Below are 12,748 nucleotides of genomic sequence, written 5' to 3'. Positions count from 1 at the left end.
CAAAGCAATGCATTCGAACATAACTGGTGATTATAATTTGGCAAAAGAACATTATGAAAAAGCCGAAATTAAATTAAAACAAATCCCAGATCAACTTGAACAAGCAGAATTTTATTTTAAACTTTCTACCTTTAGTTGTCATAACCAACAATATGTTTTAGCACTTAAACAGGTTTCTAAGGCAAAAGAAATTTTTTCTAAATACAATGGTTATGAATTAAACATTGGTTACTGTAATAACCTTTATGGATTAGCATGTATACATTTGAAAGAATATGAATTAGCAGAAGAATGTCTTATCTCTGCATTGGATATATTCCAAAAACAAAACGAAGAACAAGCAACCTTATACGTTCGACATAACTTAGGTTTTATGTATGCAAATCAAAACCTTTCAGAATTAGCAATTCGCTATTTATCCGAAGTAACTGAAAAAATGCCGGCAAACTATAGAGCAATTTTAATTGAAGCATGTGAACACGCAAAAATTAATAATAAAGAAAAAGCATTAGAACTTTTGAAAACAGGTTTAGAAATCATCACAGAATTGAAAAATGAGGAATACCAACATCGCTTTAATATCTTACTAGCGATAAACAATGAGGTTTCTGGAGAACAACTAGAATCAATAATACTAGCAGGAATGCTCTATTTTGAAAAAGAAAACCTATACGAGTACATTCATGAATATAATGAAAAATTAGCAGTGAAATTTTATCATGAAGACAATCACTTAAAGGCAAGTAAATACTTCTACCTAAGTTCAAATGCAAGAGAAAAAATTCATGATAAGGGGGCATTAAAATGAAAAAAGTAATAATTAGTTTAATGGGAATTATGACTGCACTAACATTAACATTTAGTGTACTGGATTCTAAAGATACACATCAAACTATTCATACTGTAAAACAAATGTCAGATGGTCATACTGGTGGTTAATAGGTTGAATTAAAAGGGTGGTTATAAAATAGATAACCACCCTTTTTTATTTTCATACTTCTTTAAAACTAAAATTAAATAGATGACATAATGTATTTCACTTAAAATATCTTTTAAAGTTCATTTTAAACATTTTTTTATTGTGTAAAAGAATGGGCGAAGCCCCACCGAACGAAGTGAGGTAATGAGCCGAAGGCGAACAAGAGAGCGTTAGCGAAAAAAGATAGCATGGAGCGTTAGCGACCTTCCTTTTATACTATCTATTCTTTTTATTATCTATTCTCTATACCTATCACTTTTTGTCCATTTTTGTTCATTTTCTGATATAGGTCTTATCACTTTTTGTCCTAAAATGGACAATTTCTGATGAACCAATTTCGCTTTTTGACCAAAACAGAACAAAAAATGATACCCTGTTGCATTTTAAGCAAGCATTTTAACACTACAAAGTATACCAAATGGTAGTGCCTAATAATAATTTGGTACATTTTGAGGGTGGTGGACATCAATATTATCAAGGGGTGAGAGGATTCCCCGATTTGCAGACTTCTATATATAGAAGACCGAATCACGAAAAGGAAAATTGAAAATATTCACGACTAAAAAAACGACCTCTCAAATTTACTTGTACTAGGTTTTAATAATCAACTTGATACGAAACATCACTAATCAACCAAAACGTCATAGAACGCAAAAAAAGAGCATATCATAAGATATGCCCATATTTCTATTACCAAAGTGGGGGTTCATCTGATAATGCTTCTAATTGTGTTTTAGTATATCGTTTTGGTTTAAGATATACAGTTGTTGTACCATCAGTATAAATAGATTCAATTGTAACAAATCCTGTACCATCTAATGTCTTAGTTATCTTTTGCCATTCTACTGTTGTAGTATACGTGTTAACTATTTCATCTTCTCCCCAATCCTCATAACCAACTTTTACACGATATCCACTAAAACCATCCCAATTATTTTTCTTTACTTCCTCCGACCATGTTAATTTTCCGTCTCCAGAAGATGAATCATTATATGATTTCATTGTTATTTCTGTTGGCTCTGTACCTGTTGGAAGATTACTTGGAACATTTTCTTTATAAACATATACTACATCAATGTTGCCTTCAATATATGTCCCAGATGCATTTGCAGGGGTTGTTTTTAATGTATATCCATTTACTGTTTTTGCTGACGTTGTATATGTTGAACCTATGTTACCAGTCAATAAATCTGTTGATGCAATTTCAACGTTCGATTCATTAACATGTTTAATTGTTACTGTTCCTTTCGGATCTGGTGAAATGCTTCCACGCTGATAGAAAGTATTATCAATTTGGTTCTCCCAATCAGCAGGTTTGTTTCCACTAGTTGACCAATAAATATTATTAACGTAGTCAGATGCAGAATTTCTAATACCTAAACGACAAGTAATGTTAAGATATCCTTTCTTTTCAATAGATACACCGATAATGTCATAGTTTCTCTCACCTAAAATAATTTCACCGTCACTTTTCCCTGCAAGTTCGATGATTTTTCTTGTGCTAGATGTATCCTTTACAAACACATGAATCTCTGAATCAACTGTAATCATAGAAACTGTACTTTGATAGTGTTGTGTATAGTCGCTTGTACGTTGTACAATTGCGGGACATTTTAAAAGATACTTGCTTGTTACACCTGCATAATACAAGTTAAAGATAATATCATGTTCTGCTTGTCTTATAATTCCTTTATAGGATTCTGCACGTGGTACAGTTACTTGATTCCAAATCATCCAATACATATCGTTGTAATAGATGTAATCGCCACGCATCAAAGGAAAATTAGTAGAGATATATTTATCATTAAATTCTCTAGTGTCTGTATTTGTAATGATTCCATACTTCTTAGCACCATTTACAAACACTTCTTGACCACTCAAAGACAACATATCGTTGAATGCGTTGTATTGTGTCTTAAAAATATTAAACTTAGCCATTGTTTACTCTCCTTTCTTATTGAAATAAATTGAAGAAGTTGCTAGGTGCAGAATCTTCATTTGGCATTTGACGAATCTTCTTTTCTAATTGGTCAATTCGTGACTGCAAATACTTTGCAAAACTGTCAATTGTCATGTCGTCCTGTCTGTAGTTTTTCATTAAATGCGGTTGGTTTGCAATTGAATTTAAGATTGCTAATGCAGTTGAATAGATTGCTTTCTTATTGGCTTTTGAAGAAGCATTATAAGTTGCATCACCGTTAATTCCTTCTTCTTCTAAGTACACAAGTAATTCTTCATACGGTAATTCAATACCACCGATTTCCATTTGTAATCTTTCAATATTATCCATATCTATATTCTCCTTTGTAATTAATTTGTTATATATTAAACATTCATGAGAGTTACAAATTAATTGATTGATGTACTCTTGAATGTGAATAGGTGTATCCAATGGCTCATTGTTATAGAGCCAGATTCCTTCATATGTAAATATGAATATATGTGTTTTAGCGTTGTGATGTTCCGCAATGTAGAATCCATTCAGTTTGATTCCATTAACTTCATATTCCATGTTCTCATCATCTTCAAAATGAACCAGAGTTGTATCATATGGAGTGAAGGACAATTTTTGATACAACCTGTCTGAAACATATGGATAAATTGCTTCATATTGTTCCGTTGTCATTAATGGACGTTGTTTGATTGGATTTAATGTTGGGTACATTGATTTGATTTTGTTTTCGAGATATAATAGAGATTGACTAGGTAAATTTAGGATAGAATCAAACATCATGGATTCTCCTTTCTGAAATTTTTTAGGGTGTGTGTTGAGAGGTTGGCTAGACGGACATTTTGCGAACATGGGGTAAAGGTTTTGTTCGACTTCTCTACTCAACAAGACAAAAAATGAACAATACACGAATAAAGAAGTACCCCTATAAGATTAATTATATGGTAGTTTACATAATTAAGGTTATAGGAAGTCCTATCACACGAACATTTATTGACGTTTTAGTCGGAATGTTCGTTTTTTGTTTTGCGTTCATTTCCTTCCAAACGCACTTATTCACCAACCCAAAAACGAACAAAAAGGAGTAATTCGAACGTTCGTTCTCCGAATACCCCTCTCTATTTTTGCTCGTTTATTTTCTGTCTCGGCTCATCCACACACACATGTATTACTTAAAAGTGTGTCGCATGAAAGTGATACCCTCACATCACTAAACGTTGATATGCCAATATTCTTAATAACCCACAACACACAATCACAACACTCACATCTGCCTTTCTTACTTCTCGACTGCATCCTCTTTCTTAGTTGCAACGTCTGCTTTTGCATCCTTCGTCTTTGCTTGCACTTGCTCATGTTCATTGACCTTCTCATTGACTTGCTCGCTCACTCGTTGCTCTCTCTCTAAGATACGCTTCAACTCTAGATGCTCATTGCTTACGTATGGATTGATTGCAACCAATGACTCGATACTGATTGCACCAACATCATACATCTTAACTAAGTTATCAATAACCTCTGTCTCATTCACTGGTCTTGAATAGTGGAACACCATGTCTAATGACTCAATAGCATCCTCACTGTATGTCTTGCCTTGTCTACCTAGCAGACCCACTACCTTGTCAGTACGGTGCTCTAGTCCCTCACGCAAGTAACGCTCATTCAACCCTGCCTTCATATCCGCAAGTTGATATAGCATTCTCATACTCATTTCACTAAGATTACTTACATCACTAGCATTTAAAGCAACAGCAGGAACACTTGCAATGTTAATTAGTTGTTGCATAAGAGTATTGAAGATTACCTCGAATGCCTTATGATTGATATCGTTACTTACCATCTTAAAGTCAGCACCATCATCTAAAGTAATCCCTCCACCAACGATATGAGGATTCAATCCTTCTCCTTTTAGTTGTTGCCCAATAACAACAGGAATTGGATTATGATGCTTATAGAATGAATCGCTAAACTTAGATAGTAAATCCTCCATTGCATCAATAATGTTAATGAAGTCGTCTAGGTCGCTCTTACCAAACGCTTCATTCAATTCGTTGTTTGTTCTGTAGTGAATAGGTAGACCACTAACGTTATTGTATGAACCAATCACATGTAAGTCAGTGCCACCAATTGTTGAATACTTAACTACTTCCTCTGGTGTGTAGACAATATAGAAGTCGCTCTCTAGTGACGTGTAATACTCAACAAATGCAATCATGTCCAACTCATCATTATAAATAGGATAACCACATTCAGTAGGGATTACCTTACTACTCACCTCTCCACCACTATTGACAAAGACATACTCATAAGCGTTACCATACTTCACTAAATTAGATAGCAGATCAAAGTCAATTTTGTCATACTTACCTTTTTTGTATACTCTTTTCATATCGCTAACAATTTTTTCTTCACCAGTAAAAGTTAATGGTTTTTTTAATAGGTAAGTTGTTTCAAGGTTCACGATTAATTTTGCATATTGCAATAAAATTGCTCGTTGTTCGTATGGCTTACCATTATAATTTTCTACAACTTTATTTGAGATTGCATGTTTTCCATCCAAATATTTTTTCTTTTCAATTGTGTCTAAAATTCTTTTCTGATTTTCAAAATGAGACACCTCATCTACAAACCAGAATGAGTTACCATTATGTACGGTTTTAATATATTCTTTTAAATTCATTTCTTTTTCCTTTCCAAAATAAAAAGCACCCTTTAAAAGGATGCTTTTTTATTTATTTAACTTTTTATGAAGTTCACCAAACGATAAATTTAAATCTTCTTGAGGAATTTTTGCAAAATCTTTCTTTACTCTTTCTGATGCTTTCATAAAGTCCTCTATTTCAAACTGTTTTTTTATTGTTGAAGAAAATTTCTTATTAATAACAAACTCCCAAGTGTCTATTTGATGCCTTGCATTATAAGCGTATGATGGGCTCTTTAACTCCGCAAGTTTTCTATCATAAATATCTTTTAATGAATCTTGTCCTTCAAGGGTTTCTTTCATTTTTTCTGCTTGAATTATATTCTCACCTAATTCACTAAGCATACCTTTTAAAATCACTGTAACTTGATTTATTAAAGATTCAATTAGAAATCTCTCATCCATTCTTTCTTCAGTAACAAGAAAATTAATTCTATCTTCCAAACCTTCTATCGTACTATTATCTATCAAACCTTGCAGTCCAATCCTATAGCCGATTTGCCCTAATACATCTTCTAATTTAATATTTTTTACTGTGCATAACTCATTCCAATCTTTTAAAGAATCAATAAATGCATCTGTCCAATTCAACTGAATCATCTCCTTCTACACAATATAATTCGGCAAAAAAAGACAAATTCCTTCTTAAACATACCATTTATTTTGTTTAATACCTTGAATTGCTAATGCCATAGCAATTACACAATCATCATGTTTGTCATTACCTTTTTTATTTCCTGTTTTCCCATCTGTTTCAACAAAAATTTGCATCTGCTCTAATGTTTCTTGACAGTTTATAAGAATCATCCCTAATTCAAATTGCTCTTTTAAATCTGTAATCATAATATTTTTTGTTACTTGTGTAGTTTGGTATCCTAACTGTAATTGTTTTTTACCTAATTGCTGATTAAAAATTTTATGCTTGTACAAATTCATGTACTCATATTCTTTTCTTAAACGTTCTAAGATTGGAGTACCAAAAGAATTTCTTTCTACTGTTAAAAAAGCATAGTTATAAAACTTTCCAATAATATCAAGTAACTTGGCAAATTCATAAACAGGAATTTTATTATCATAAAAACTTAGCACCTGTTCACCATCTCCATTTAAAATTGAGATAGTAGAATAATCGCCACCGCTACCGCTTGCAGTATCCACACCACCATAATATTTAACACCCTTAACAGGTAATTCATAAATCATTAACGATTTTCCAATGTATTTTGCAATACTATCTGGAATAATCATTTTTATCTCACGATATTGTAATGGTTTAGAAATGTATTTTAAGCGTTCAACAATCTTTTGTTGATCGAAAACATTTAATCCACTACTGATAAATGATTCCATTGGAGTTGCAGGAAACTCTTGATAGAATTGTTGCAAAGTCATATCAAGTAGTTTCCATCTACGCCACATTAATTGTTTCAACGTTGCCCCTTGCTCGTATAAATATAATTCGTCTTGCTCTATATCATCTTTAGTAAGACGCTTTCCTTTATTATTTTCTTTGTACCATATTTCTGCTTCATCATAATCATCTTTGAATTGTTTTGCGTATGAGGAAGAATAGAAAGGAAAGAAAAACGCTTTATACTTTGACTCACCTTTATATGCGTTCATGAAGAGTTTTTGATAGGGATTAAAACCGTTTGAAGTTGTTTCAATTACTAATTTTGATGTTTTACTCTTTGCCAATGCTTGTTCTGCTGATAATAAAATTGATTCTTGATTTTCATAGAATGCAAATTCTGATAACAAAATATATTCATATGTAGTACCACGACCAACATCTTTACCCCCAGCGGTTGCAAGCGTAATAGATGAACCATTATCAAATTTCATTTGTCCTCTGTTGTTTTGTACGTCTTTTGGAAACTTAAATTTGTCATGTGGAAGGTCATCATACATCATTTTTAATTTGTCAAATAATGATGTTGATGATTCTTGTTTATAGGAAACTATCATATAATTTGTTCGTGGTCTGTTCATTGCCATCCATAAACACAAAGCCAATGACATTGTACTAAAACCAATTTGTCTTGCCTTTGCAATTACGTTAAAACGTCCCATTTCATCAATGAATTTCTTTTGTTGGTCATTAACCACAAAATTTATGTATTCACCTGTATTGGTCGTGATTTTGACGAAATTTTTAAGCCATAATACAGGGTCATTATTGATGATTTGTAACTTTTCCTCTTTTGTTAATTTTTTACTCACTATAAACTCAATCCATCTTCTTCAATTTCATCGTCAATAAGTTCACGACCTGCCTTAACAATAGTGTTAATTTCCTTATTTAATTTAAGGAAAGTTGTGATTGATTTATCATCACCTTCAAGTGCCTTAACCCTCACAACATCATAGATTTTGTAAATGTCATCAATCATTTTAGATTGTAAATATAGTGCCACCAAATTCGCATACTCTGGTGTCTTTTCCCAATTTGTAAAACCATTCATAGTTTTTCTACCAACTGAAATAAGAAATTCTTCTTCATTTTTCGGCTGAATAGTTTGATTAAATCGTGTATCTGGGAATTTATAATTAAAATACATACGATTCTCTTTTGTAACTTTCTTTAATGCTTCTTTCAATGTCATTTCATTTAACCTCTTTCTTACATATCATCGAAGAAATTATTTTCTTCAACTTTCTTTGGTTTATATGAAGGTTGAAATTCTTCATATCCTTCAAAATCATTCATATGAATTTCCATCATTCTATGTGTTCTTTGTTGATTTTCTAAGCGTTCTTGATACTCTCTTTCAAGTTTCTCTCCAACCCATGATTGACCTGCTTTTTCAAGAATTTCAAATTTCTTTTGACCCGCCTTTTTAACATAGTCGCAAGTTGTTTCTTTCCATGCTTTATACCCCTTAAATTCAATGAAAGTATTCTTGTCAAAGATTTGTTTGAAAACATCACCATCTAACAACACATTCTCATCTGTAACCTTTTCACGTTCTTTTTCTAAGATAGTTAGATTTTTATTTTCTGTTTCAATTTCTTTTAAATCTGGCTTAACAGACGTGCTTTTTACATAATGATTTGTTTCTTGTTTCCATTGTCCATTTTCATCTTGATACTTCTTACCAGAAACCTTTGTTAGAAATGTACAATCGTTAATAATTTCCCTTGTACGTGTCATACCTAATTCCAACACTTCACACCACTCTTTATCACAAATATCATATTTGAAACCATATTTCTTTTCTAGATTTTCTCTCCATTTGTGATAAGTCATAATTGCTAGGTGATAATCATTTTCTTCTGCTAGATTGTATTCATTTGCTTTGATTTCTGTATAACCAGAGAATTTAAATGCTTTTGTTTTCCAGTCAACTGTACTTTCTGCAACAACCTTCTTCATTTCATCGTTTATTTCAATTGCTAGTGCATTCTTTTTTACATCACCATTGAAAGATAGAGTTATATACCCTTTATCTCTTAAACCTTCCAATGCTTTTCCTGCCTTCGCATTGTCACGACTTGCTTTTGAAGTCGTCCACCCTAAATCTTCCACTATGATTGTCACATGTGTTCTAATATTCATCGTGCCAACATTCTTCATAAATTGTAAGTAAGCAAATACCTTTAACTCATCATTATTTAACTTGCATTCTGTTCCAAACCCAAACGCCACGTTTGGAATTTGGATATAATTATCTTCTGTCATTTTCATTTTTAATTACCCCTTTAATTAAATTATCCTTTATAGATTATTTGTTTTTAAAACCTAATTTTTTACCATGCTTACTATACTCATCCAGAGCATTTAACAACTTTTCATCACGTTCAAATAACCAAAAACGTTTATTCGTTGTATCGTGAAATGCGGTGCAAATATATTTAATTCCTTTCTCGTATCTCAAAAACTCATGTAAGTTTGTTGAGTAACAGAAAAAATATTCTTTTTCTTGAAACATTCTAATTTCCCCTTTTTTTATTTCCCCTCACATCACTTGAAGGTTAAACTAATAGTATTCTTTTGTGTAAGAGCCATAGAGAAGATTTCTTTTTCATACTTCTCTTCGACCATATCTTTTGTACAAGATGAATGGTTTCTTAACTCAATTTTCTCTCTTTGGAAACGTTTTTTTAATTTGAAACAACAAATAGGCAACTCAATAGGTAAGCCTAATACCTTTGAGATACCTTCTAAATACATCTCTGTTTGTAGTTGTCCATTCACAAGTTCTATTTTCATAGAAGAATTGTATTTCTTTTTGATATTCGCAAAATCTTTCAAAGTATATTTATTTTGAATATCAATTAACTCTTCAAAACCTAACTTCCGTAACCACTCATTTTGAACCGCCTTAAAACCCGTATAATGACCCTTATAAGAAGAATCTATACTAAGTAGCAACATCTTTCCTTCATCACTCTCTGGAAGCGGTAAGCCATAAAAAGACCACATCAGAAGTGCTGTACTCATTGCATACTTCTTTGTGTAATTCTCTCTATTAATGTTTTCTATTACATTGGGATTAGCAGACAAAGGATTTACCTTTCCATATCTCGACAACCTTACAACATGGTTATCCCAAGTCATTCCTTTTTCTAATGCAATATCAACACCAATTGCTTTTCGTTTGTCACCATCAACTGAATAGAAGTTGTTAAAATCATAGAAATGTTTAATTTCATATCCTTTAACACGCTTCAAAATAGAAGCACCAACTAAACTATCTAAGTCATCTGACAAACAAACTGTATAATCTCCACTTTCATTAACCCATTGTGGAAATTTCCCTTTAAATTCTTTCAACATAATAAAGCGAAAGTATGTAACTTTCACTCTTGAAACTGCATAATTTTAAAACTAAATAAAACCACAATTTTATATTGTGGCTACCTTTTATCTCTTGTATTCCTTGTATCTCCTATGCTTATTGGAATACAAGAGTTTAAGTAACGAACACCTTCACATTGTTCACTCCTTTAATTTATCTTTCATTTACCTAAAACTTAATAAGAATCTATATACTCTTTATACTTTTTCACTTTCTCTTTATCCATCTCACAATCTCCTGTTTCATATCTGGAAAGGAGAGATGGGCTACACCCAATATACTCTGCTAATTGTCGTAAACGTATTTTTTTCTTCCTACGTTCAATAATGTACATATCTTTCATGTTCATTGTATTTATCCTCCTAACTCATTCACTTTTTTTACTTTTCATCAAAATAAATAAGGCAAGAGGATAATTCCTCTTACCTTATTTGAGTTATGTATTTAGTTACGCTTGTTTTAAGTTGTATACTGCAACTGCTTTTTTACTTCCAACCTCAAGTGTCGCTTCTGCAACAACTTGACCTTTAACATTATCACCAGTTTTACCTAGTTGTTCAAATTGGGGTTGACGTAAGAAAGCAACTTTAAGAGCGTTTACGTCAAATGCAACAATTTTATCTGCTGGCATATAACGATCTAGGATAAAGTTAACTTTTCCGTAAGAAGTTTCTACAGAATTTACAACGATACCGAAATCAGTTGTAACATGTTGGTAAGAATAACGGTCTTTGTATAGTTCGTCAATTTGGTCTTTGATGTCTGCACCAACTAGAGCGTAAAATTCACCATTTTCATTTCCTGCATTCCATAATTTCTTAACAAGTTCCTTAACTTCTTTTTCTTGTAATACGTTTGTCGTAGCACCGTTTACAACGTTACCTGCATCAACAAATTTTAAAATACCATCCATTTGACGTTTACCGCTAGCACCATCGTTCTTAACACCATTGATTAGTTTTTTCTCCATACCAATAGCAAGTTCAATTAAACGGTCATTGATTTCTTGTGCGAATAAGTCATTAACTGCACCTGTTGCTTGTGCTGTCCCAGATACGCTAGTTGCTTTATAGAAAATTTCCATAATGTTATTTAACTCTGCACGTCCAGATTGTACGAATTGAGTAGCATCTACACCTTCATCAACAGTGATGTCAGCAGTACCATCAAGAGTTTTTTCTCTCCATGTGTGGAATTTTCCTTTTGAGTCAACATATAATCCTTTGCTCATAAGTAATGTGAAAAATGGAGTAGCAATAGGTGCTACTAAAGCGATTTCATCAGTAAGATGAATATTTTCTTGTGTAGTTAATTTTTTAGAATCTAACATTCTTTTTTCCTCTTTCTTTTATTAAAAATTTAATTTTTGACTTATCATACTCTTAGTGTCTTTGTTTTTCTTAGCAATGCTATAGCCATCCACTTTTTTATGATTTGTCGGTTTATATCCATTCGCCAACTCTAGTTGACCAATGATTTCCTTTAATTTTGTAATTTGATTATTTAATGTTTCTGTATCATCTACAGAAACATTAATGAAGTCAGCGAAAACTTCAACGCCTTCTTCTTTTAAGGTTTGTGTAACCTCTCTTTGCCAAATCGCTTCTAATTTTTGCTGAATTTTGATTTCATCATCTGTTAATTCTTTTGGCTTATATTGTGACAACTGATCAATCTGCTCTTGTAGTACATCTATTTCTACTTGCGAATAAGTTTTATTTTCAATTATTTCATCAGTTTGTTGAGTTTCTTCAACACCTTGTGTCTGTTCTTGTTGTTCTTGATTATTAATTTCTTGCATTTCTAGCCCTCCATTTAAAATAAAAATAAGGGTGTGGCTATCCACCCTTCTAAAAAGGAATATACTAATCGCTATCGTAAGAAAAATATAATTAGTTTTCCAAGGAATTTTACTCATACAATAAATTGAGTAAAGTTATAAAAAAATACCCCTCATATATTAGTGCTTTTGTAGGGCATTTTGTACGTGTTTTATATTTGTTTAAAAGACCCCTCATTAATAAAGCCCCTAACTAGGATATTTTGTGACCATTTTACCTTTTTTAAAATACCCCTCATTAATAATGCCTTTAACTAAGGCACTTTGTACGTGTTTTGTATTTGAGAAATAATCCCCTCATTAATAATGCCTTTAACTAAGCACTTTTTTCCGCATTTTGATAAAAAGTGTATATTTCCATTAAATTTTCTAATAATATTTTCATTAAATTCCCTAAAAGTATTGACTGGATTTGGCTGTCATTCTACATTGGTTGAGTGGGAAGGACAACGGCTAGGGCAGAGAACGTCTACCT

14 protein-coding genes are annotated in these 12,748 nt (G+C 32.1%); 2 read left to right on the top strand and 12 right to left on the bottom strand.

The genetic code is table 11. From position 1 onward, the window contains the following. Both BLT20_RS27455 and BLT20_RS31210 read left to right on the top strand, forming a co-directional pair. Window positions 1-808, top strand: an 808-nt coding sequence (locus BLT20_RS27455) for a tetratricopeptide repeat protein (protein WP_090869603.1), incomplete at its 5' end; no start/stop codon positions are given. Then, the gene (locus BLT20_RS31210) at window positions 805-939 is read left to right on the top strand and encodes a hypothetical protein (RefSeq protein WP_256332050.1); all 135 of its coding nucleotides are present in this window, start codon (window positions 805-807) and stop codon (window positions 937-939) included. The genes BLT20_RS27455 and BLT20_RS31210, both read left to right, overlap by 4 nt. Before the next feature lie 730 nt (window positions 940-1,669). On the opposite strand, the gene BLT20_RS27450 is transcribed toward BLT20_RS31210, so the two are convergent. The 12 genes from BLT20_RS27450 to BLT20_RS27395 form a co-directional block, all read right to left on the bottom strand. Beyond that, window positions 1,670-2,917, bottom strand: coding sequence for a MucBP domain-containing protein (locus BLT20_RS27450; protein WP_232485672.1), 1,248 nt, complete (start codon window positions 2,915-2,917; stop codon window positions 1,670-1,672). 16 nt (window positions 2,918-2,933) lie between these two features. After that, window positions 2,934-3,710 (bottom strand): glutathionylspermidine synthase, encoded by a 777-nt coding sequence (locus BLT20_RS27445; protein WP_073340327.1) that lies wholly within the window; start codon window positions 3,708-3,710, stop codon window positions 2,934-2,936. Between the two features lie 499 nt (window positions 3,711-4,209). Further along, window positions 4,210-5,610 carry a phage portal protein gene (locus BLT20_RS27440; protein WP_073340322.1) on the bottom strand — a complete coding sequence of 467 codons (1,401 nt, stop codon included), beginning with the start codon at window positions 5,608-5,610 and terminating at the stop codon, window positions 4,210-4,212. A 48-nt stretch (window positions 5,611-5,658) separates the two neighbouring features. Beyond that, the gene (locus BLT20_RS27435; protein ID WP_073340317.1) at window positions 5,659-6,222 is read right to left on the bottom strand and encodes a hypothetical protein; all 564 of its coding nucleotides are present in this window, start codon (window positions 6,220-6,222) and stop codon (window positions 5,659-5,661) included. Window positions 6,223-6,276: 54 nt separating this feature from the next. Further along, the gene (locus BLT20_RS27430; RefSeq protein WP_073340313.1) at window positions 6,277-7,854 is read right to left on the bottom strand and encodes a terminase large subunit domain-containing protein; all 1,578 of its coding nucleotides are present in this window, start codon (window positions 7,852-7,854) and stop codon (window positions 6,277-6,279) included. Further along, window positions 7,854-8,237 carry a hypothetical protein gene (locus tag BLT20_RS27425; protein WP_073340309.1) on the bottom strand — a complete coding sequence of 128 codons (384 nt, stop codon included), beginning with the start codon at window positions 8,235-8,237 and terminating at the stop codon, window positions 7,854-7,856. The genes BLT20_RS27430 and BLT20_RS27425 overlap by 1 nt, the downstream gene beginning before the upstream one ends. 17 nt (window positions 8,238-8,254) lie before the next feature. Next, entirely contained in the window at window positions 8,255-9,319 is a 1,065-nt protein-coding gene (locus tag BLT20_RS27420; RefSeq protein ID WP_073340305.1) for a hypothetical protein, read from the bottom strand. A gap of 37 nt (window positions 9,320-9,356) precedes the next feature. Beyond that, window positions 9,357-9,563 (bottom strand): hypothetical protein, encoded by a 207-nt coding sequence (locus BLT20_RS27415; RefSeq protein ID WP_073340300.1) that lies wholly within the window; start codon window positions 9,561-9,563, stop codon window positions 9,357-9,359. A 32-nt stretch (window positions 9,564-9,595) separates the two neighbouring features. Beyond that, window positions 9,596-10,411 carry a hypothetical protein gene (locus tag BLT20_RS27410; protein ID WP_073340296.1) on the bottom strand — a complete coding sequence of 272 codons (816 nt, stop codon included), beginning with the start codon at window positions 10,409-10,411 and terminating at the stop codon, window positions 9,596-9,598. A 197-nt stretch (window positions 10,412-10,608) separates the two neighbouring features. After that, a complete protein-coding gene (locus BLT20_RS27405) occupies window positions 10,609-10,782 on the bottom strand; it encodes a helix-turn-helix domain-containing protein (protein WP_073340291.1) in 174 nt (57 codons plus the stop codon). A gap of 99 nt (window positions 10,783-10,881) precedes the next feature. Further along, the gene (locus BLT20_RS27400; protein ID WP_073340285.1) at window positions 10,882-11,763 is read right to left on the bottom strand and encodes an SU10 major capsid protein; all 882 of its coding nucleotides are present in this window, start codon (window positions 11,761-11,763) and stop codon (window positions 10,882-10,884) included. A 21-nt stretch (window positions 11,764-11,784) separates the two neighbouring features. Continuing rightward, window positions 11,785-12,351 (bottom strand): xanthine phosphoribosyltransferase, encoded by a 567-nt coding sequence (locus tag BLT20_RS27395; protein WP_256332087.1) that lies wholly within the window; start codon window positions 12,349-12,351, stop codon window positions 11,785-11,787. Window positions 12,352-12,748 lie beyond the last annotated feature (397 nt).

It is taken from the genome of Bacillus sp. cl96 (assembly GCF_900100505.1).
Classification (GTDB): domain Bacteria; phylum Bacillota; class Bacilli; order Bacillales; family Bacillaceae_G; genus Bacillus_A; species Bacillus_A cereus.
The sequence above is the reverse complement of the archived record's forward strand: the minus strand, read 5'-3'. Positions and strand labels throughout refer to the sequence as shown.